19 protein-coding genes are annotated in these 20,999 nt (G+C 73.4%); 11 read left to right on the top strand and 8 right to left on the bottom strand.

The features are described 5' to 3' along the window. Positions 1-54 precede the first annotated feature (54 nt). Positions 55-615, bottom strand: a complete 561-nt coding sequence (locus tag ACFHW0_RS07880) for a snapalysin family zinc-dependent metalloprotease (RefSeq protein WP_416606467.1) — start codon at positions 613-615, stop codon at positions 55-57. A 207-nt stretch (positions 616-822) separates the two neighbouring features. On the opposite strand from ACFHW0_RS07880, the gene ACFHW0_RS07885 reads away from it, so the two are divergent. From ACFHW0_RS07885 to ACFHW0_RS07895, 3 genes are all read left to right on the top strand, one after another. Next, positions 823-2,355 carry an acyl-CoA carboxylase subunit beta gene (locus ACFHW0_RS07885; protein WP_416606470.1) on the top strand — a complete coding sequence of 511 codons (1,533 nt, stop codon included), beginning with the start codon at positions 823-825 and terminating at the stop codon, positions 2,353-2,355. 95 nt (positions 2,356-2,450) lie between these two features. After that, positions 2,451-3,605: an acyl-CoA dehydrogenase family protein gene (locus ACFHW0_RS07890; RefSeq protein ID WP_416606473.1), complete on the top strand. Its 1,155-nt coding sequence runs from the start codon at positions 2,451-2,453 to the stop codon at positions 3,603-3,605. A 214-nt stretch (positions 3,606-3,819) separates the two neighbouring features. After that, on the top strand, positions 3,820-6,453 hold the full coding sequence (locus ACFHW0_RS07895; protein ID WP_416606476.1) for an ATP-binding protein: 2,634 nt from the start codon (positions 3,820-3,822) through the stop codon (positions 6,451-6,453). 262 nt (positions 6,454-6,715) lie between these two features. Here the strand turns inward: ACFHW0_RS07895 and ACFHW0_RS07900 are convergent, their stop codons facing one another. Continuing rightward, complete coding sequence (locus ACFHW0_RS07900; RefSeq protein WP_416606478.1) at positions 6,716-7,225, bottom strand: MarR family winged helix-turn-helix transcriptional regulator; 510 nt, start codon at positions 7,223-7,225, stop codon at positions 6,716-6,718. Positions 7,226-7,328: 103 nt separating this feature from the next. Between ACFHW0_RS07900 and ACFHW0_RS07905 the strand changes: the two genes are divergently transcribed. Both ACFHW0_RS07905 and ACFHW0_RS07910 read left to right on the top strand, forming a co-directional pair. Beyond that, entirely contained in the window at positions 7,329-7,910 is a 582-nt protein-coding gene (locus ACFHW0_RS07905) for a YceI family protein (RefSeq protein WP_416606481.1), read from the top strand. 306 nt (positions 7,911-8,216) lie between these two features. Beyond that, entirely contained in the window at positions 8,217-9,695 is a 1,479-nt protein-coding gene (locus tag ACFHW0_RS07910) for a glutamate--cysteine ligase (protein ID WP_416606484.1), read from the top strand. 236 nt (positions 9,696-9,931) lie between these two features. On the opposite strand, the gene ACFHW0_RS07915 is transcribed toward ACFHW0_RS07910, so the two are convergent. Beyond that, positions 9,932-11,383, bottom strand: coding sequence for a hypothetical protein (locus tag ACFHW0_RS07915; protein WP_416606486.1), 1,452 nt, complete (start codon positions 11,381-11,383; stop codon positions 9,932-9,934). Between the two features lie 125 nt (positions 11,384-11,508). Here ACFHW0_RS07915 and ACFHW0_RS07920 point away from each other — a divergent pair, with 125 nt between their 5' ends. Both ACFHW0_RS07920 and ACFHW0_RS07925 read left to right on the top strand, forming a co-directional pair. Continuing rightward, positions 11,509-12,180 carry a PASTA domain-containing protein gene (locus ACFHW0_RS07920; RefSeq protein ID WP_416606489.1) on the top strand — a complete coding sequence of 224 codons (672 nt, stop codon included), beginning with the start codon at positions 11,509-11,511 and terminating at the stop codon, positions 12,178-12,180. 181 nt (positions 12,181-12,361) lie between these two features. Then, positions 12,362-13,153 (top strand): PASTA domain-containing protein, encoded by a 792-nt coding sequence (locus ACFHW0_RS07925; protein WP_416606492.1) that lies wholly within the window; start codon positions 12,362-12,364, stop codon positions 13,151-13,153. A 56-nt stretch (positions 13,154-13,209) separates the two neighbouring features. On the opposite strand, the gene ACFHW0_RS07930 is transcribed toward ACFHW0_RS07925, so the two are convergent. Together ACFHW0_RS07930 and ACFHW0_RS07935 are read right to left on the bottom strand one after the other, a co-directional pair. Further along, positions 13,210-13,665: a hypothetical protein gene (locus tag ACFHW0_RS07930; protein ID WP_416606494.1), complete on the bottom strand. Its 456-nt coding sequence runs from the start codon at positions 13,663-13,665 to the stop codon at positions 13,210-13,212. Positions 13,666-13,764: 99 nt separating this feature from the next. Next, positions 13,765-14,052, bottom strand: coding sequence for a hypothetical protein (locus ACFHW0_RS07935; protein ID WP_089002741.1), 288 nt, complete (start codon positions 14,050-14,052; stop codon positions 13,765-13,767). Between the two features lie 627 nt (positions 14,053-14,679). Here ACFHW0_RS07935 and ACFHW0_RS07940 point away from each other — a divergent pair. The 3 genes from ACFHW0_RS07940 (at position 14,680) to ACFHW0_RS07950 (ending at position 16,359) form a co-directional block, all read left to right on the top strand. Continuing rightward, a complete protein-coding gene (locus tag ACFHW0_RS07940) occupies positions 14,680-15,561 on the top strand; it encodes a helix-turn-helix domain-containing protein (protein WP_416606496.1) in 882 nt (293 codons plus the stop codon). Continuing rightward, the gene (locus ACFHW0_RS07945) at positions 15,531-15,752 is read left to right on the top strand and encodes a DUF397 domain-containing protein (RefSeq protein ID WP_121397338.1); all 222 of its coding nucleotides are present in this window, start codon (positions 15,531-15,533) and stop codon (positions 15,750-15,752) included. The genes ACFHW0_RS07940 and ACFHW0_RS07945 overlap by 31 nt, the downstream gene beginning before the upstream one ends. A gap of 199 nt (positions 15,753-15,951) precedes the next feature. Further along, positions 15,952-16,359 carry a hypothetical protein gene (locus ACFHW0_RS07950; protein WP_416606499.1) on the top strand — a complete coding sequence of 136 codons (408 nt, stop codon included), beginning with the start codon at positions 15,952-15,954 and terminating at the stop codon, positions 16,357-16,359. Here ACFHW0_RS07950 and ACFHW0_RS07955 read toward each other — a convergent pair. After that, entirely contained in the window at positions 16,327-16,926 is a 600-nt protein-coding gene (locus ACFHW0_RS07955; protein ID WP_416606501.1) for a hypothetical protein, read from the bottom strand. The genes ACFHW0_RS07950 and ACFHW0_RS07955 overlap by 33 nt on opposite strands. 217 nt (positions 16,927-17,143) lie before the next feature. Here ACFHW0_RS07955 and ACFHW0_RS07960 point away from each other — a divergent pair, with 217 nt between their 5' ends. Continuing rightward, positions 17,144-19,006 carry a S8 family peptidase gene (locus tag ACFHW0_RS07960; RefSeq protein ID WP_416606504.1) on the top strand — a complete coding sequence of 621 codons (1,863 nt, stop codon included), beginning with the start codon at positions 17,144-17,146 and terminating at the stop codon, positions 19,004-19,006. A gap of 68 nt (positions 19,007-19,074) precedes the next feature. On the opposite strand, the gene ACFHW0_RS07965 is transcribed toward ACFHW0_RS07960, so the two are convergent. Together ACFHW0_RS07965 and ACFHW0_RS07970 are read right to left on the bottom strand one after the other, a co-directional pair. Continuing rightward, positions 19,075-19,881: a WecB/TagA/CpsF family glycosyltransferase gene (locus ACFHW0_RS07965; protein ID WP_416606506.1), complete on the bottom strand. Its 807-nt coding sequence runs from the start codon at positions 19,879-19,881 to the stop codon at positions 19,075-19,077. After that, positions 19,878-20,993 (bottom strand): NAD-dependent epimerase/dehydratase family protein, encoded by a 1,116-nt coding sequence (locus ACFHW0_RS07970; RefSeq protein ID WP_416606507.1) that lies wholly within the window; start codon positions 20,991-20,993, stop codon positions 19,878-19,880. Before ACFHW0_RS07970 ends, ACFHW0_RS07965 begins: the two co-directional genes overlap by 4 nt. Positions 20,994-20,999: the final 6 nt, after the last annotated feature.

A 20,999-nucleotide genomic window follows, 5' to 3' on the forward strand; every position in this document is an offset into this window, starting at 1 on the left:
GCGGACGCGGGGAGGGGCCGGCGTCGTGCCGGCCCCTCCGACGTGCCCGGTCGGTCAGCCCACCGTGGTGAGCATGCTCGGCCAGCTGTCGCGGAAGATCTCGGACCCGGCGCGGTCCGTGCTGCGGGTGCCGGCGAAGAGGTTGGTGACCCGGTTCGCCTCGGTGGTGCTCGGGTACGGGTTGGTGCAGCTGGTGCCGGCGCTGCCGCCGGACATCAGCAGCGCGCAGTTGCCGTTGTAGTTGTCGGGCAGGCCGAGGATGTGCCCGATCTCGTGGGTCATGATCCGCAGCGGGCTGTACTGCTGGGCCTGCTGGGTGTCGATGTAGACCCGCCCGTTGCCGAGGCTGGTCCGGACGGCGTACGAGCCGCCGCCGGTGATCTGGTAGATGCGCAGGTTGGAGCCGCAGTTCGCCGTGAGCGTCAGGTTCGACGTGGCGTTGTTCCAGATCGAGGCGGCCTGGTTGGCGGTGCCGGCGAAGCTCCCCGCCTGGCTGGTGTTGTAGCAGATGGTCATGGCGGCGGAGGCGGGTGTCGGGTTGGCGACCGTGACGCCGAGGGTGGCGAGTGCCGTCGCGACGAACGCGACCGCGAGCCGGTTGAGTCGTGAGGTCATCGCTGACTCCAATCCGGAAGGAGGGGTGTCCGGAGCGTAGCCCTAGAAATTCATGATTTTCAATGCCTTGCGGAGGGGTGCGGGCGGGTGATGCCGCCCCCGCCGTCCGTGGGTCGCCGGGGGGCGGGGGGATGCGCTAGCCTAACGATCGTTCAGGTCAGTCGGTCCGCCCGCGAGGTGACCGGCTCAGGTGGCGAGGGAGTCGGCGTGACGCTCGACGGTGAGGCACTGGAGCAGCTGCGCAAGCGGGCCCGGGCCGGCGGTGCGGACAAGTACCACGCGGCGAACGCCGCCAAGGGCAAGCTCTTCGCCCGGGAGCGGGTCGCGCTCCTGGTCGACGAGGGCTCCTTCGTCGAGGACGGCCTCTATGCCAACGCGATGGCCGAGGGCCTCCCGGCCGACGGCGTGGTGACCGGCACCGCCACCATCGACGGCCGACCCGTCTGCCTGATGGCGAACGACTCCACGGTCAAGGCCGGCAGCTGGGGCGCCCGCACCGTCGAGAAGATCATCCGGATCATCGAGCGGGCCTACTCCACCAGCGTGCCGATGGTCTACCTGGTCGACTCGGCCGGCGCCCGGATCACCGACCAGGTCGACCTCTTCCCCGGCCGCCGCGGCGCCGGCAAGATCTTCTGGAACCAGGTCCGCGCCTCCGGTTCCATCCCGCAGGTCTGCGCGCTGTTCGGGCCGAGCGCGGCCGGCGGGGCGTACATCCCGGCGTTCTGCGACGTGGTCGCCATGGTCGACGGCAACGCCAGCATGTACCTCGGCTCCGACCGGATGGTCGAGATGGTCACCGGCGAGAAGACCACGCTGGAGGCGATGGGCGGCGCCAAGGTGCACTGCGCCGAGTCGGGCGTCGGGCACTTCCTCTGCAAGACCGAGGCCGACGCGCTCGACGTGGTGCGTCGCTACCTGTCGTACCTGCCGGCGAACTGGACGCAGCAGCCGCCGGCCGCGCCCGCCGTCGAGGCGCCGGAGAAGGCCGACCTGGCCGCGCTGGTGCCGGCGAGCGAGCGGCAGGCGTTCGACATGCGGCGGTACGTCAAGGGCCTGCTCGACGACGGCTCCTTCTTCGAGATCCAGGCGCTCTGGGCCAAGGAGCTGACCATCGGCTTCGGCCGGCTCAACGGCGAGGTCGTCGGCGTGGTCGGCAACAACTCGATGTTCAAGGGCGGCGTGCTCTTCGTCGACTCGGCCGACAAGGCGACCCGCTTCGTGCAGCTCTGCGACGCGTTCAACGTGCCGCTGCTCTTCCTCTCCGACGTGCCCGGGTTCATGGTCGGCAGCGCGGTGGAGAAGCAGGGCATCATCCGGCACGGCGCCAAGATGATCACCGCGATCTCCGAGGCGACCGTACCGAAGATCTGCGTGGTGGTCCGCAAGGCGTACGGCGCCGGCCTCTACGCGATGGCCGGTCCCGGCTTCGAGCCGGACGCCACGATCGCGCTGCCCACCGCAAAGATCGCCGTGATGGGCGCGGAGGCGGCGGTAAACGCGGTCTACGCGAACAAGATCGCCGCGATCGAGGACGAGGCCGAGCGGGCCGCGTTCGTCGCCGCGAAGCGCGAGGAGTACGAGCGCGACATCGACGTGGTCCGGCTCGCCAGCGAGCTGGTCATCGACGCGATCGTCGAGCCGCACGAGCTGCGCGCCGAGCTGGTCCGCCGGTTCGCCGCCGCCCGCACGAAGGAGCGGCACTTCTCCCGGCGCCGGCACGGCGTCACCCCGGTCTGATCCCGCCGCCGGCCCACCCGGCCGGCGCGGGCCCAGCGACCCGTCCGTTCCCGGCGTCACGAGCGCCCGGCGGCCCATCCACACAGGAGGATTCCATGGACTTCCGGCTCACCGAGGAGCAAGAGGCGCTGCGGGAGAGCGTGCGGGAATTCGCGCGCGAGGTGGTCGCCCCGGTCATCGCGGAGCACTACGAGAAGCACACCTTCCCGTACGAGGTGATCCGGCAGATGGGCAAGATGGGCCTGTTCGGCCTGCCCTTCGCCGAGGAGCACGGCGGCATGGGCGGCGACTACTTCGCGCTCTGCCTCGCGCTGGAGGAGCTGGCCCGGGTCGACTCGAGCGTCGCCATCACCCTGGAGGCGGCGGTCTCGCTCGGTGCCATGCCGATCTACCGCTTCGGCACCGACGAGCAGAAGGCGACGTGGCTGCCGAAGCTGCTCAGCGGCGAGGCGCTGGCCGGCTTCGGGCTGACCGAGCCGGGCACCGGCTCGGACGCCGGCGGCACCCAGACCCGCGCGGTGCTCGACGAGTCCACGGACGAGTGGGTGATCAACGGCTCCAAGGCCTTCATCACCAACTCGGGTACCGACATCACGGCGCTGGTCACCGTCACCGCGGTCACCGGCACCCGCCCGGACGGCGCCAAGGAGCTGTCCACCATCATCGTCCCCTCGGGCACGCCGGGCTTCACCGTCGCGCCGGGCTACTCCAAGGTCGGCTGGAACGCCTCGGACACCCACGAGCTGACCTTCGACGACTGCCGGGTGCCGGCGGCGAACCTGCTCGGCGAGCGCGGCCGGGGCTTCGCCCAGTTCCTGCGCATCCTCGACGAGGGGCGGATCGCCATCGCCGCGCTGGCCGTCGGCCTCGCGCAGGGCTGCGTCGACGAGTCGGTCAGCTACGCGAAGGAGCGCCAGGCGTTCGGCCAGCCGATCGGCAACTACCAGGCGATCCAGTTCAAGATCGCCGACATGGAGATGAAGGCCCACACCGCCCGGCTGGCCTACTACGACGCGGCGGCGCGGATGCTCGCCGGTGAGCCGTTCAAGCGGCAGGCCGCCATCGCCAAGCTGCACGCCAGCACCATCGCGGTGGACAACGCCCGCGAGGCCACCCAGATCCACGGTGGCTACGGCTTCATGAACGAGTACCCGGTGGCCCGGTTCTGGCGCGACTCCAAGATCCTGGAGATCGGCGAGGGCACGTCCGAGGTGCAGCGCATGATCATCGCCCGCGATCTGGGCATGTGACGACGACGGGTCCGGTGGGGTCGGGGCAGCCGCCTCCGCGCCGCCGGACCCGCTCGGCGTGACCGGCCCGTTTCCTGTCGCCGGCCCGTTTCGTGCCGCCGGGTCCGTTCCGCGTCGCCGTCCGACCGTTCCGCTGTCGGATATCCGCACCGGGGCGTCGGCAGGGCGACGCTCGGCTGCCGGCGGTCGTACCCCGTCCGTACCCTTCCTGCCCATGACGCCGGATCATGATCGTTCGCCGCATCCGGGCGGTCGTACCGGGCTGCCGGAGCTGTTGCGCGGGCACCGGCGCGCCGCCGGCCTGACCCAGGCCGAGCTGGCGGGCCGGGCCGGCGTGGGCGTCCGGACCGTCCGCGACCTGGAGCGGGGCCACTCGTCCCGGCCGCAGCGCACCACTGTCGAGCTGCTCGCCGGCGCGCTGGAGCTGACCGGAGCCGTCCGGTCGGCGTTCCTGGCCGCCGCCCGGGGGCCGGTCCCGGCCGCCCCGCCGGTCGCCCCCGGAGGCGCCCCGCCGGCCCGCGTCGACCTCGACCACCACGCCGGTACGCCCGCCGCGCTCCCGCCCCCGGTCGCGCTGGTCGGCCGGGACCGCGACCTGGCCGAGCTGGCCGGGTTGCTCACCGACGGGCGCGTGCCCCGGCTGGTCAGCCTGGTCGGGCTGGCCGGCGTGGGCAAGACCGCGCTGGCCCTCTCGGTGGCCCACGCGGTCGCCGACGACCATCCCGGCGGGGCGGCCGGCGTGCTCATCGGCGAGGGCTCGGACGCGGCCGACGTGCTCTCCGCCTCGGTCGCCGTCTTCGGCGTCGCCCGGCTGCCCGAGCTGACCGCCCGCCTCGACGGCCGGCCGGCGCTGCTGCTCGTGGACGCGGCCGAGCGGGCACCCGACGCGGTCGCCGAGACGGTGCACCGGCTCGCCGGGGCGGTGCCGTCGCTGCGGGTGCTGGTCACCGGCCGGCACCCGGTCGGCCTGCCCGGGGAGCGGGTGTGGCCGGTCGCCCCGCTCGACGTACCGCCGCCGGGCAGCGGGCGGGAGGGCCCGACGGCGCTGGCCGGCTACCCCGCCGTGGCCCTCTTCACCGCCCGGCTCGCCCAGGTCCGCCGGGAGCCGCCCGGTCCCGCCGAGCTGCCCGCCCTCGCCGCCCTGGTGCGGCGCCTGGGCGGGCTCCCGCTCGCCATCGAGCTGATGGCGGCCAGGGGCCGGATCCTCGATCTCAACGAGCTGCTCGACCGGTACGGCGACCGCGTCCTCGATTTGACCACCTCGTCGGGGGCGGCCGGGCGGCCGGGCTGGGACAGCACGGAGCCGGGTCGTCCGGAGAGCCCGCGGGCGGCGGTGGCGGAGACCCTACGGGACGCGGTGGCCGTCAGCTACCGCCTCCTCGCCCCCGACGAGCGGGCCGCGTTGCGCCGGCTCGCCGCGTTCGGCAACCGCTGGTCGGTCGAGCTGGCCGAGGAGATGCTCGCCGACCCCGCCGACCGGGACGGAACGGTGGTCGTGGACCCGGTGCCGCTGCTCGACCGGCTCGTCGAACTCGGTCTGTTGAGCGTGCGGGGCGCCGGGCCGTTCCGGTTCCGCCTGCTCGACGCCGTGCGGGACTTCGCCGCCGAGCAGGCGACGGGCGCCGGCGAGCTGACCGCGATCCGGCGCCGGCACGCGCAGGTCGTGGCCCGGCTGGTGGCGCGGACCGCACCCGAGCTGGCCGGGGCCAACCTGCCGGCGGCGGTGCACCGCCTGGACGAGGTGACCGGCGACATCAGCTCCGCCCTGGCGCACGCCGCCGTCGACGATCCGCTGACCGCGCTGCGGTTGGCCGCGGCGCTGTCCCGGTGGTGGCGGTTCCGGGGGCGCGACGTCCCCGGCAGGCAGTGGCTCCGGCGCCTGCTGGCGGATCCGCGTACCGCCGATGTCGACCCGGTGCTGCGCGCGTGGGCGTTCCTCGGGGTGGCCCGGCTCGCCGCCGAGCACGGCGCCGGGGCCGAGGAGTTGCCGGCCGCGCGGAGGGCGCTGGCCGCGTTCCGGGACGCGGGCGACATCACCGGGGAGTTGGAGGCGCGTTCGGTGCTCTGCGCGCTTCTGGTCGCCCTCGGCGAGCACGACGAGGCGCGGACGCAGGCCGAGGCGGTGCTCGCGCTGGCCGTCCGGCACGGGCGGGTCCGGGACATGGCGGTGGCGCAGAACAACCTCGCCTGGCACGACATCCGGGTCGGTGACCTGGCGGCTGCCCGGCGCCGGCTGGCGACGGTCGACCGGCTCGCCGCGCGGGGCGGGGAGCAGCGGCTGCGGGTGCTCGCGCGGGCCAACCTCGCCGAGGTGTCCCGCCTCGATGGCCGGTACGCGGACGCCGTCGACCAGGGCCGGCGGGTGGTGGCGGCGCTGGCGGACCTCGGCGACCCGGGCCACCGTCGCCGGGTGCTCGGCACCGTGGGGCTGGCGCTGGCCCGCGAGGGCCGGTCCGCCGAGGCGGCCGAGGTGCTGGCCGAGCTGCGCCCGCCCCCGGGGCCGCCGGTGCCCCGCCCCGAGGAGGTCTGGTCGCCCGGGCGCCTGCCGGGTGCGCCGACGCCCGGGGTGCGCCCGGAGGACGGGATCTGCGCGCTGATCGAGGGGAACCTGGCGCTGCACCGGGGCGATCGTGAGCTGGCGGCGGAGTGGTTCGCCGCGGCGGCGGAAGCCGGTGCCGGCGGTCAGGACCGGCGTGACGTGGTGGAGGCGCTGGTGGGATTGGCCGCCAGCTCGGGCGATCCCGCCGTGCTGGACCGCCTCGACCGGGCCTTCCGGCAGAGTGGTGTGCGGCTGCTGCCGCACGAGGAGGAGCAGTTGCGCCCGTGGGCCGCGAGCCGGAGCGGGTGACCCGGGCAGACCGGCCGTGCCGGCGTCAGGGTCGTGACGTGGTGGGCGTTCCGCAGAGCGACCGGGGGGACGCGGACGACGAAGCCCCTCTTGCTACCCCTCGCTCGTCGCCCGCGCCGTCACCCCCCGGTGCGTCCCCACTGCCCGAAGACTAGCCACCGCCCGCACGCGGCTCCGTCCGGTTTGAACGCCTATCGTCCCGTGGGTACGGCAGTTCTGCCGCTCTTTCTGCCGGTGCCGGGCGGGCGGGTCCGGGAACGGGTCAGGAGGGCGGGAGCGTCCCGTCACAGTCGGCAGCGGACCCGGTGCTTCCGGCGGTGGCGCCGGGATGCACCGCGTCCCGGACCCGGCGCAGCCCGTCGAGCAGGGCGGCCAGGGCCTCCGGGTCGAGCTGGCCGGTGAACCACTGCTCGATGATCCGTAGGTGCCCGGGCAGGGTCTCGTCGAGGCGTTGCAGGCCGGAGGCGGTGACCACGGCGAACGAACTGCGCCGGTCCGAGGGACAGGCGCGGCGGGTGAGCAGCCCGTCGCGTTCCATCCGGTCCACCACACGGGTGACGCCGCTCGTCGAGAGCGAGGTCTGGGCGGCGAGATCGGTCATCCGCAACTGGTTGCCGGGTGAGCGGGCGAGTCTGGTCAGCACCTCGAACTCGACCGGTGAGAGGCCGTGCTCCTCGAACTGGGCGGCGAACCGGGCCGAGAGCCCGGCGTGCGCCTCGACGAGCAGGCCGACGGCGGTGATCCGGGGGTCGTCGAACACGTTCTGGTCCACGCATCCATCGTAGCAGTACTTGACACAAGGAATATTGCTATGCCTATAGTTGCTGCGGCAGTCGTTGGGCTACTAAACAATTTTCCCCACGGAGGGCAGCTTCATGACCAGCAGCACCGCACCGGTCACCCGCGACTGGGACGGCCTCACCATCCCGGCCGCCGGCACCTACCTGCTGGACGCGGCGCACAAGCGCGTGGGCTTCGTCGCCCGGCACATGATGGTCAGCAAGGTACGCGGTGAGTTCGCCGACGCGAGCGCCACCATCACCGTCGCCGAGGACCCGATGCAGTCCGCGGTCAGCGCCACCATCCAGGCGGCCACCATCAACACCAACCAGGCCGACCGGGACGCGCACCTGCGCAGCCCCGAGTTCCTCGACGCCGAGGCCTTCCCGACCCTGGAGTTCCGCAGCACGGCCGTGAAGTCCCGCGACGGCAACGAGTTCGTCCTCTCCGGCGAGCTGACCATCAAGGGCGTCACCCGCCCGGTCGACCTGGAGGTCGAGTTCGAGGGCGTCGGCCGCAGCCCGTTCGGGCAGGACATCTTCGGCTTCTCCGCGTCCACCGAGATCGACCGCGAGGACTTCGGCCTGACCTGGAACGTCGCCCTGGAGACCGGGGGCGTGCTGGTCGGCAAGAAGATCAAGATCGAGATCGAGGGCGAGGCCGTCCGCCAGGCCTGATCCGCCGTACCGCTTCCGGGCCCGCGCCGCGTCACGGCGCGGGCCCGACGCGCGTACGCAGGGTGAGGGCGTCCGGCCGGGTGCGATTTGTCACGACTCATTCGCGGTTCGATCCGGTGCTGGCCGGCACCGGCTGGGTAGAGATGCCGCCGGGAGCGCGTCCGCCGACCGGAGTACGGTCGTCCCGGCCGTGGGATCGCCGCGACCTCCTCTGGTCCCGACGATGCCGACACTCCTAACGTGGAGGGTTCACCACGCGCTTACCGGGCCGGTACGGTCCGACTGCGCCTCGCGCCGGGAGGAAACATGGGCAGGGACGTCGAGCAGGGCGCCTTCTCCCGGGAGGACCGGGTCCGCTACCGACAGAAGGTCCGGCGGTGCCTGGACGTCTTCGCCCTGATGCTGGACGACTTCGGCTTCGACGCCGACCGGCCGATGACCGGGCTGGAGATCGAGCTGAACCTGGTCGACTCGGCGGCCGAGCCGGCGATGCGCAACGACCAGATCCTCGCCGACATCGCCGATCCGCTCTTCCAGACCGAGCTGGGCCAGTTCAACCTGGAGCTGAACGCGCCGCCCCGGCTGATCGAGGGCAGCGGGTTCGCCGACTACGAGCAGGACCTGCGCGGCAGCCTCTCCCGCGCCGACGAGCGGGCCGCCAAGTCGGATGCGAAGATCGTCCTGGTCGGCATCCTGCCCACCCTCACCGAGCGGCACCTGGTCGAGGACAACCTCTCCACCAACGAGCGGTACCGGGTGCTCAACGACCAGATCGTCGGCGCCCGGGGCGAGGACATCGAGCTCGACATCCGAGGCGTCGAACGCCTCCAGACCCACACCGACTCGATCGCCCCCGAGGCCGCCTGCACCAGCCTCCAGTTCCACCTCCAGGTCGCCCCGGACAGCTTCGCGGACTACTGGAACGCCTCCCAGGCCATCGCCGGGGTGCAGGTGGCCGTGGGGGCCAACTCGCCCTTCCTCTACGGGCGGCAGCTCTGGGCGGAGACCCGCATCGCCCTGTTCGAGCAGGCCACCGACACCCGGCCGGACGAGCTGAAGGCGCAGGGCGTACGACCCCGGGTCTGGTTCGGCGAACGCTGGATCACCTCGATCTTCGACCTCTTCGAGGAGAACGTCCGCTACTTCCCGCCGCTGCTGCCGATCTGCGAGGACGAGGACCCGGTCGAGGTCCTGCACAGCGGCGGCGTACCGGAGCTGGGCGAGCTGCGCCTGCACAACGGCACCGTCTACCGCTGGAACCGGCCGGTCTACGACATCATGAACGGCCGCCCGCACCTGCGCGTGGAGAACCGCGTCCTGCCGGCCGGCCCGACCGTGGTCGACATGCTGGCCAACGCCGCCTTCTACTTCGGGCTCGCGCGCGGGCTGGCGGAGTCCGACCGGCCCATCTGGAGCCAGCTCACCTTCAGCTCGGCGGAGGAGAACTTCCACGCCGCCGCCCGGCGCGGCATGGACGCCGTCCTGCACTGGCCCCGCCTCGGCGAGGTGCCGGTGACCAAGCTGGTCCTGGACGTCCTGCTGCCCAAGGCTGCCGCCGGGCTCGACCGGTTCGGGGTGTCCCCGGCCGAACGCGACCGGCTGCTCGGCATCATCGAGCAGCGCTGCCGTACGGGCCGCAACGGCGCGGTCTGGCAGACCGAGGCGGTCTGGGCGGCCGAGCGGCACCGCGGCATGGACCGGGACGCCGCCCTGCACCACATGGTGCAGCGCTACGCCGAGCTGCAACGCAGCAACGAGCCCGTGCACACCTGGCCCGTCGACTGACCCGCGTCCCGGTGCTCCGCAGCTGACCCGCGTCCGGCGCTCCGCAGGGGCGGCGCCGATCCGGGCCGGCGCGAGTCCCGGCACGCGACCGCCCGGGCTTCTGGCCCCTGACGCTCCGGTCGCACCCGTCCTATCCCGGGTGCTCCGCGGCGGTGGCGCCCCGGCCGGCGTCACTCCTCGTCGTTCGGCGCGGCCGACCGCCAGCGGGGCGGGTCGCCTCGGCGGCACCGCAGGGTTCAGCGTGTGCGGCGGCCGGAGCGGGGTCGGCGGCCGGTGGCCTGCGGTTCCGTCGGATCGTCGGCTGCCGGCACGGGTGGCTCCCCGGTCGTCGCCGGCGTCGGCGTGCCGTCCCCGGTGGCCGGGGCGGTCGGCTCCCCGGCCGGTGTGCCGGACGTGGTCGCGGGCCTCGCGGCGGCGGGCACCGGCGTGGGTTCGGGGTCGGCCGGGTCCGGCGCGGGTTCGCGGTCGGCGGGGGGAGCCGGGAGCGCTCCTCCGCCCGCCGCGACGGCGTCCCCGTCCGGCGCGGTGCCGCCCGGCGTGCTGGAGGTGTCGTCGCCGTCCGGCGCGGTGGAGGTGTAGCTGCCGCCCGGCCCTGGGAAGGCGCCACCGCCCGGCGTCGTGAGGGTGCCGCTGCCGTCGGGCGTCGCCCGGGCGTCGCCGTCGGGGCCGCCGACCGGAGGGGTGTGCCGCCCCGGCGCGGGGGCGCCCGGGTGGTCGGCGGGTTCGCCGGTGCGTTGGCGGGGCACCCGCACCGTTCCCCGGGCCGCGGCCCGTCGGGCGGTCCGCTGGGCGAGGGCGGTGACCAGGACGGCGCCGCCGACCCCGATGATCACCGCGTACGGCGCGATCAGGTGCGCCGACACCTGCTCCGGGCTGATCGCGGTCAGCCTCGGCACCGCCAGGAAGTACGCGGTCGCGACGAGCAGCGGCCCGGCCGCACCCGAGGCGGTCGCCCCGACCCGGTGGTCGGGATCTCGGGCGTCCCGGCGGGCCGCGAGGGCACCGATCACCAGCGCGGAGCCGAGGGACAGCAGCGCCCCCGGCCAGTAGAAGTAGTCCCGGATCCAGTACCGCGCGTCGTCGGGGCCGAGCTGCCAGATGCCGAGCTGGGCGCTGGTGAGACCGCGCCCGGCCAGTACGCCGTCCACGACGGCGATCACGGCGAGCAGCCAGAGCCAGCCGACGGTGGCGATCACGTTGTTCGCGACGGCCCGCGAACGCAGCGCCCAGACCGCCGTCAGCACCCCGACCAGCACGCCGACCGCCGCGTAGGCCGCCGCGACGTTCCGGGGCGAGCCGGTGTCCGCCACCGTCACCGCCTCCCGGGCCGGTACGGCCACCAGCAGCACGGTGATCAGCGCGCCCACCCCGGCGGCCACGGCGAGCGCGACGGAACCGAGGGCGCCCCCACCCGGTCCGGCCGGCGCCGGGTCGGCGGGGTCGGTGTCCGGTGCCTGGGCGCGGTCGCGCAGCCGCTGCGCGCAGACCGCGCCGAAGACCGTGGAGGTGGCCGCGATCCAGGTGGCCCAGATCAGGCCCGCCACCCAGGCGGTCGCGCCGGCGGTCGCATCCGCCGGTGCCCAGTTGATGATGCCCAGCCCGTAGCCGAAGCCCAGTTGGGCCGCGCCCGCGCCGGCAGCGACGCCGACCGCGGTCGCGATCGATCCTCCCCAGCCCCGTCTGGCCATGCCGGGGAGCGTAACGTCCCGTGGTCGGCGCGGCGAGTCGTGGCGGTCCGGCCCGGGGCGACCGCGATGACGCCGGCGTCGATGGGAGCGGGTACGGTCGCCGGTGATCGAGGCGGGGTGGGCGTATGACGGACGGGGACACGGGCGCGCGGGACGACGCCGGGCCGGACCGGTCGGCGTTGCTGCTCAGGGGCGGGCTGGCCGTCGTGCTGCTCGCTGCCGTCGGCGCGACCGGCGGCTGGCTCCTGGCCGGTGAGGACGACCCACCGGCCCCGCCGACGGCGGCGGCGGAAAGTCTGCCCTCCACCGGCACCCCGGGCGCGGCCCGGCCGACCCCGGGCCGGTCCGCGCCACAGGCTCCCCGGACGACCGCCCCGAGCCGCTCCGCCGGGTTGACGGTCCCGGCGGTCGTCGGCGAGGAGTTCACGGACGCCCGCGACGAACTGCGCGAGAAGCGGCTGGGCTGGCGGCTCGTCTTCGGTCGGGGCACGGGAACGACGGTGGAGCGCACCTCCCCGGAGGTGGGTACCGAGGTGCAGCCCGGACGTACCGTGACGCTCTACGTGAGCGGCCCGGCGCCGGCCGCCACCGTGCCGGACGTGGTGGGCGACGACTGCGACGACGCGGCGGACGAGCTCGTCGACGAGGGCTTCTACCCGCAGTACCGGACCGGCAAGACCGGCAAGGTCAGCCGCCAGGACCCGGCCGGCGACGGCGCGGGCCGGTGGAACGACCAGGTGTCGATCTGGTGCGGCGACGCGCCGGAGGACGACGGTTCGCCCTCCCCGACGCCGTGACGGAGCGTCCGGCACGCTGATCCCGGCCGATGGCCTCCGGGACCGCTAGGTTGGCGGTCAGGGGCCCGCGACGCCCGCCCCGGGCCGGGAGAGGACGTGCCATGAGTGAGCGTCAGCGAGCGAATCGTCGGCACAGTGTGGTGGTGTCTCAGGTCGGCACGCAGCGCAGCGGAGTGCCGGCATGAGCGACGACCGCCAGGAACCGCCCGCCGGGGAACACGACGACCGGACCCGCCCGCTGCCTCCGCCGGGCGGCTCCCCGGCCGGGCCGGAACCCGACCGTACGCAGCCGCTGCCCCGCCCCGACCGGAGTGCCCCGGACGCCGGCGACGCCACCCGACCGATGCCCGTCGACGGCACCGCTCCCCTGGACCGTACGGCCGCCGGGCCGCCGGAGCGGTCCGGGCCGGCGGCGTGGTCCGGCCGGGCGGAGGTGCGCCCCGGCGGGCCGGCCGACCAACCGGAGGCCGAGTGGTACGCCGAGGAGCAGGACGCGCGGCGCTGGTGGCTGCCGATCCTGTGGGGCGTGCTCGTGCTGCTGCTGCTCGGCCTGCTCGGCGCCGGGCTGTGGCTGGCCCTCCAGTCGGCGGACGACGATCCCAGCGGGCCGGAGCCGTCGCCGTCGCCGTCGGTGACCCGCGCGTCGCCGACCACCGCCGCGCCGACCTCGGCCGCCCCCACCAGCTCGTCGCCCTCGGCCTCCCCGTCGCCCTCGGTGCCGGCCGAACTGCCGATGCCGCCGGTGGTGAACCTGCCGCTGGAGACGGCGCAGGCCATCCTGGACGACGTCGGGCTGGACCACCGGGTGGAGTACGAGACGTCGGACCGGCCGGCCGGCACGGTGATCCGCACCGAGCCGGAGGCGGGGGAGCTGGTGCCGGAGGACGAGGAGGTCACGCTGGTGGTGGCCCGCGACGCGGCCTCGCCGACCGGCGGCGTCACGCCGTCGGTCGAACCGACCGCCACCCGGTGAGCCGCTGACCTCGCCGCCGTCCGGGACGCCGCCGCGTCACCACCCGCGCCGCCGCGTCACCACATGCGTCGTCTCGTCCCGACCATGCCGAGCCCGGCCAGCGAGATGGCCAGTCCGAAGATGCCGGACCAGAAGAGGGAACGGCGGACGTCGTCGGGCGCGGGGCGGGCGGCGTGTGCCGCGCCGCTCGGGGAGTTCGCGGGAACGTCGGCCCCGGCGGCGGGCCCGGACTCGTCAGCGGCGCCGAGCGCGTCCGGTTCGTCCGGTCCGACCAGTGCGTACGGGGCGTCGAGGGCGTCCGGCCCGTCGTCGCCGTCGGGCGGGTCCTCGTCCACCACGGTGATCTCCGGTGCCGGGACCGGGGTGGTCAGCCGCGTGGTGGACGAGAGGGCGGGATCGCGGACCACGACCACCAGCGTGGTGGCGGCGCCGAGCAGCGCCAGTAGTCCGAAGGCGTAGGCGATACGGGAGCGGTGGTGCCGCCGCGCGGCGGGCTGATTGACCATGGCCATCCCAGGTTCGGGGTCCTGGACGCGCGGGGTGGAACGTGCCGGGGTGGGCGTACCTCATCCTATGGCGACGGCACGCCCCCCGGCTGCCGATCGCGCAGGTCAGCCCACCCGGACCGGGGTGCGGGCGACGGGCCGGCGCGGCGCGCGCACGGTGTGCGGCCGCGGCTCGGGGGCCGACCGCAGGTGGCGCAGCCCCTCCCGCTGGACGAAGATCGACCGCCGGCTGACCGCGTCCCCCGATGCGTTCAACTCGTAGCCTTCGAGCCAGATCCAGCCGTCGTAGGTCGGCCAGTCGAGCACCCGGATGACCCGGAACATGATGGGCCTGAGGAACTGGACACTCGCCGCGCGAGTCACGTGCAGTACGTCACCGGAGCGGGGAAGCACATGGGCTCCTGGGAAGGGTCGGCCGGCCGACGGGCCGGCGGTGTGGGTCGGGGGACGTCGATGGCCCGGTGGCGGGGTCGTGCCTCGTGGACCGGTGGTGCGGGCGGTGATGGTCGGGCCGTACCCGCTGGTGGCGAACCGCCACCCGACCAACACCCGGCTGCTCCGGGTACCGCTCCCGCCGCCGCAGCCAACTGGCGTGCAGCGGCGAGGTCATCAACCCGGGGCAGGTCTGGTTGTCGACTGTCGGGCGGTCCCACCGTCGCGCGTCCCGCAGCCCGTGGGGTCACCACGGCGAGGAAGCGGACGAAGACGGTGAGTAACCCGTGCCATACGGACAGAGTGCATCAGCGACGTGCTTCATGCAAGTTGCACGTCGACTTTTGCCGATACGTGAGCGGCTCGTGCAAAGCAGCGCTTGAAGCCGTTCACGTATGCCCGGCACACTGGGAGCCGGTTTCGCCCGTCGCGGCCGGCCGATGACCGGCACCACCCCACGCCGCGAACGACGCCCGCCGTACGAGGGTCGCGCCCCTGGCGGGTGACGACAGTGGCGCACGGCGAGGCGGAGGTGGACCGGGTGAGGCCTGACAGGCGGTGGTCCCGACCAGCGGGCGGGGTCGTGTCGTGAGCGAGCGGCGCAGCCCCACCATCCGGCGGCGTCGCCTCGGCGCCGAACTACGTCGGCAGCGGGAGACGGCCGGCATCACCATAGAGGCGGTCGCCGAGCAGCTGGAGTGCTCGGCGTCGAAGGTCTCGCGGATCGAGACCGGCCACACCACGGCGACGCCACGCGACGTGCGGGACATGCTGCGGATCTACGGCGTGGTGGGTGCCGAGAGCGACGAGCTGGTGCAGATCGCCCGGGAGGCGCGGCAGAAGGGCTGGTGGCACCCCTACAGCACGGTGCTGGTCGGCGCGTACGTCGGGCTGGAGGCGGCGGCCAGCTCGATCCGGGCGTACGAGCAGCAGGTGGTGCCCGGGCTGCTGGAGACGGAGGACTACGCGGGCGCGATGATCCGGGCCGCCCGGCCCGACTTCACTCCCGAACAGGTGCGGCAACGGGTGCGTGTCCGTCTGGGCCGTCAGTCGTTGTTGACGCAGGATGATCCGGTCGATCTGTGGGTGGTGCTCGATGAGGCGGTGGTAAGCCGTCCGGTGGGCGGGGACGAGGTAATGCGTGACCAGCTCAAACGCCTGGTCGAGGTGGCGGAACTGCCGAACGTGACGCTCCAGATCCTGCCTTTCACGGTAGGGGCGCACGCCGGCATGGACGGCACCTTCACGATCCTCAGCTTCCCTGAGCCCGGTGATCCGGATGTCGTGTACGCGGAGAATGCCACGGGTGGGCTCTTCCTGGAGAAGAGTGACGAACTGCAGAAGTACAGCTTCATCTTCGATCACATCCGAGCGGCGGCCATACGTCCGGAGGAGTCCATCGCACACATCGCGAAACTGGCAGAGGAGCCGTTGTGGAAATGGCGACCAATGGGTTCCCCGTGGACCTGACGCAGGCGACGTGGTTCAAGAGCTCGAAGAGCGGGCCGAACTGTGACAACTGCGTGGAGGTGGCGTACGTGACGGGGGCGGTCGGCGTGCGGGACTCGAAGGACAAGACGGGCCCGGCCCTGGTCTTTGCCCCGGGTGGCTGGCACGCCTTCGTCGCCGGCGCCAGGGGCGGTGTGTTCGACAAGGGCTGACGGACCGGTACGTGACGGGATGCCCCCGTCCGGCGACGAGGCCGGGCGGGGGCATCGCCGTGCCCGCCGCCGGGTCGGCCGCGAAGACGTCCCGCCGTCGGCGTCGCCACATCGGGTCCCGTGTCGTTGTACCCCTCGGTACGGCGCTGGTCGACAACCCGCCGCAGGGATCGGCAACCGAGCGAGGCAGGCGAGACGGATGACGACGATCGGGTCAGACAACCTCACCAACGGGCCGGGTAAGCCGGAACGGTTCGGGGGCAAGTACCGGGGGGCACGGCGGGACACCGTCCTCACCGAGGTGGTGTCGACCGACACCGAGATGGGTGGCCGGGAGAGCCCGGCGGCCCCGCCGGAGCAGCCCGGCCCGCCGCTCTCCCTGCCCTCGCTGGACCCCAACCCGCTGACCGAGCCGTCGTTCCCGCCCGGGAACTGGTCGGCGGAGCCGGCCGAGTCGCTGGTCGACCACCCGCTGCTGCGCGGGCTGCTGATGGAGTTGCCGCCGAAGGGCAGCGTCCCGCCGCCCGGCTGGCTCGACCGCTGGTTCGAGGCGACCCGGGCGATCCTGGAACTGCTATACGTGCAGGGGCCCGGCCGCTCGCGGTGACACGGGCCGTGCCGGCACGGCCCGCTCGACGAGCCTGCTGTGCCGCAGCGCGTGGCGTACGCCGATGGCGGCGACGCCCAGCACGCCCACGGTGACCGCCGGGCCGGCCACGCCGGGCCCGGAGAGTAGTTCCGGGGCGCTCGCCGCAGCCACCGCGGGCAGGATCGCCAGCCCGGTCACCTGCACCGGGAGCCCGATCAGCGGGTGCGCGGCCGAGGCCCGCAGGCCGTGCGGCGCCGGGGTGCCCGGGGCCGACGAGAGGGCGCCCGCACCCGCCCGCAGCCGGCGTACCCGGCGTACCGTGCAGGCCGCGACCACGAGCGCGGGGGCGGCGGCGAGGGTGAGACCGGCGGCCGCCCGGTCCGCCGGGGTCGCGCCGGCGCTGGAGAGCCCCGCGGCCAGCACGGCGGCCGTCAGGCCCAGGCCGGTCAGCGTCAGGGCGAGCACCCATCCGGTACGCCGGCGCAGGGCCCGGGCGTGGTCCAGCCGGGGCAGCCCGTCCGCGAGCCAGCCGGCGACGAGCCAGACGGCGGTCAGCGACAGCAGCACGGTCAGGTGAATCTCCATGACGGACAGCCTTGCCCGTTTTCGACGATCGTGAATCCGGGCAGGTCCCCGGTTCGTCCCGCAGCCGCCTCCCCTAGGGGGCATCTTCCCGGTGTTATGGGGAAGTCGACATGTTTGAATTCCTGATTGCGTCGCCCTACCCTCAGCTTGATCGGCATTCATCGATTCACTCGTCTCGAACAGTTGGACGGTCGGTGCCGGTCGGAGGGAGTAGAAGATGGGTCTTCCACGCAGGTCCGTACTCGTCGGGGTGGCCGCGCTGGCCATGGTGGCCACCGCCACGCCCGCCATGGCCGCCGAACCGGTGGGCACGATCCGCGCCGCGGGCGGCGCCACGGCCGTGGCCGACAGCTACATCGTCGTCTTCAAGGACAGCTCGGTCGCCCGCAGCAGCGTCGGTGACACCGCGCAGCGGCTGGTCGGCCGGCACGGCGGCGCGGTCGCCCGCACCTACGGCGCCGCCCTGCGCGGCTTCGAGGTCCGGGTCGACGCCAGGGCCGCCGCCCGCATCGCCGCGGACCCCGCCGTGGCGTACGTCGAGCAGAACCACACGGTGACCATCAGCGGCACCCAGACCAACCCGCCCTCCTGGGGCCTGGACCGGATCGACCAGCGCGCCCTGCCGCTGAACAGCTCCTACACGTACCCGAACACGGCGAGCAACGTGCACGCCTACATCATCGACACCGGCATCCGGTTCAGCCACAGCGACTTCGGCGGGCGGGCCGTCTCCGGCTACGACGCCGTCGACGGCGGCTCGGCCGACGACTGCAACGGGCACGGCACGCACGTCGCCGGCACCGTGGGCGGTTCGGCGTACGGCGTGGCCAAGGGCGTCCAGCTGGTCGGCGTACGGGTGCTGAACTGCCAGGGCAGCGGCACGAACGCCGGCGTCATCGGCGGCGTCGACTGGGTGACCGCCAACGCGGTCAAGCCCGCCGTGGCCAACATGAGCCTCGGCGGCGGCGCGAACACCTCGCTCGACACCGCCGTGCGCAACTCCATCAACTCCGGCGTGAGCTACGGCCTGGCGGCCGGCAACGACTCCGGCGGCAACGCCTGCAACACCTCGCCCGCCCGCACCGCCGAGGGCATCACCGTCGGGTCGACGACCAACACGGACGCCCGGTCGTCGTTCTCCAACATCGGCACCTGCCTGGACATCTTCGCGCCCGGCTCGTCGATCACCTCGGCGTGGCACACGAGCGACACCTCGACCAACACGATCAGCGGCACCTCGATGGCGACCCCGCACGTGGTCGGCGCCGCGGCCCTGGTGGCCAGCGCCAACCCGGCCTGGACGCCGCAGCAGGTCCGCGACTACCTGGTCAACAACGCCACCAGCAACGTGGTGACCAACCCGGGCACCGGCTCGCCCAACAAGCTGCTCTACGTCGTCAACGGCGACACCCCGCCGACCAACGACTTCTCCGTCTCGGTCTCGCCGACCTCGGGCTCGACCGCGCCGGGCGGCTCGGTGACCGCCACGGTCGCCACCGCCACCACCAACGGCTCCGCCCAGTCGGTGAGCCTGTCGGCCAGCGGACTCCCGTCCGGGGCCACCGCCTCGTTCAGCCCGGCCACCGTCACCTCGGGCGGTTCCTCGACGCTGACCATCAGCACCTCGGCGAGCACCCCGCCCGGCACCTACTCGGTGACCGTGACGGGCACCGCGGCCTCGGGCAGCAGGACCGCCACCTACTCGCTGACGGTCACCGGCGCCGGTGGCGGCGGCTGCTCCGGCACCAACGGCACCGACGTCGCGATCCCGGACACGGGCGTCACGGCCAGCAGCTCGATCGTGATCTCCGGCTGTGCCCGTAACGCCTCGTCGGCCTCCACCGTCGCGGTGAACATCGTGCACACCTACCGTGGTGACGTCGTCATCGACCTGGTCGCCCCGGACGGCTCGTCCTACCGGCTGAAGAACAGCAGCTTCTTCGACGGCGCGGACAACATCAACGCCACCTACACGGCGAACCTGTCGAGCGAGGCGGCGAACGGCACCTGGCAGCTTCGGGTGCGGGACGTCTACACGGGCGACACCGGCTACCTGAACACCTGGACCCTCACCCTCTAGCGCAGTGCAGAGGGCCCCTTCCCACCGCCTCGTGCGTGGGAAGGGGCCCTCTCGGCGTCTGTCGGTAATCAGACGGCGAAGGTCGCCGGTCGCTCCGTTGCCGGGGCCGGCGGTCGCGCCTTCCACAGCCCCGTCTTCTGCCCGGCGAGCCGGGTCAGGTAGGCCGGATTGAGGATCACGTAGCGTCGCCAGAGCCGCTTCGGCTCCAGGCCGAGGCGCCAGAACCACTCCAGGCCGGCCCGCTGCATCCACGGCGGCGGCTGGCGCAGCAGCCCCGCGTGGTAGTCGAAGGCCGCCCCGACCGCCATCATCGGCATGTCCAGCAGCGGTCGCATGGCGTACGTGAAGACCTCCTGGCGCGGGCAGCCCAGCCCGACCAGCACGAGCCGGGCCCCGCTGGACCGGATCCGGTCGGCGATCTCCACGTCCTCGCCCGGCTGCACCGCCCGGAACTTGGACGGCTCCACCCCGGCGATCTTCAGGGCCGGGAACATCCGCTCCAGCGCCGGGATCAGCCTGGCCAGGGTCTCCTCGGTCGACCCGTAGAGGTAGACCGGCAGCCCCTCGTCCGCGAACCGGGAGAGCACGTGCAGGGTCAGGGTGGGGCCGTAGACCCGGTCGGTGAGCCCCGCGCCGTGCAGCAGGTTGAGCGCCCAGCGCACCGGCTGACCGTCGGGGGTGACCACGTCGAAGGAGTTCAGCCGGGCGTTGTGCGCCGGGTCGAGCACCCCGGTCATCACGCCGTGCACGGCCAGCGCCGTCAGCGCCAGCGGGCGGCGCTCCTGCGCGGCCGCCACCACCTGCTCGGTCGCCGCGGCGTAGTCGGTGGCGTCGACCAGGACGCCGAGGACGTTCCGCTTGCCCCTGCCGGTCATGCGCCCGGCACCCACTTGTCCACGTTGGCCTCGTAGATCTCCCGCATGATCATGGGCACGTCGTAGACCTGCTTCCACTCGGGGTAGTCGGCCTGGAAGGCCTCGTTCGAGCCGATCCACCACTTGTGGTCGCCGATCCGGTTGGCCTCGACGTACTCGGTGAGCATCTCCTGGCCGGTGATCTGCTCGGCGAGCGCGAACGCCTCGCGGTTGGAGGTGTTCGAGTGCCGGCCGCCACCGAGGTTGTAGACCGCCGCCGAGCGCGGGTTGCGGAAGAACGCCTCGAACGCGGAGACCACGTCCGAGCTGTGGATGGCGTCGCGGACCTGCTTGCCCTGGTAGCCGAAGATCTTGTAGGTGCGGCGTTCCATGTTGGCGCGCATCACGTAACCGAGGAAGCCGTGCAGCTCCGTCGCGGAGTGCGCCGGACCGGTCAGCGTCCCGCCCCGGAAGCAGGCCGTCCGCATGCCGAAGTAGCGGCCGTACTCCTGCACCATGACGTCGGCCGCCACCTTCGAGGCGCCGAAGATCGAGTGCAGGCAGGCGTCGATCGACATGTCCTCACGGATGCCCTGCTCGTACGGGTGCCCCGGCTCGATCTCCCAGCGGGACTCCAGCTCGACCAGCGGCAGGCTGTTCGGCCGGTCGCCGTAGACCTTGTTGGTGGAGCAGTGGATGAGCGGCGCCTCGACGCAGTGCTCGCGCACGTTCTGCAGGACGTTGAGCGTGCCGGCGGCGTTCACGTCGAAGTCGGTGAACGGGTCGCGCACCGCCCAGTCGTGCGACGGCTGGGCGGCGGTGTGGATCACCACGGCGACGTCGGTGCCGTACCGCTTGAACAGCTTGGCCAGCGCGGCCCGGTCGCGGATGTCGATGCTGTGGTGCGAGTACGCGGACCCCAGCTCGTCGGTCAGCCGGCGGACGTTCCACGCGGTGGACGCCTCCGCGCCGAAGAACTCCTGCCGCATGTCGTTGTCGATGCCGACGACCTCGAGACCGAGGCCGGCGAAGTGCCGGACCGCCTCGGAGCCGATCAGACCGCCCGACCCGGTCACGAACGCGACACTCACACGCCACTCCTGGTCCATCGGAGGCAGAAACCATCGGAGCATAGCGTG

This window comes from Micromonospora sp. LOL_025, from assembly GCF_048060285.1.
In the GTDB taxonomy this organism is placed as follows: Bacteria; Actinomycetota; Actinomycetes; order Mycobacteriales; family Micromonosporaceae; genus Micromonospora.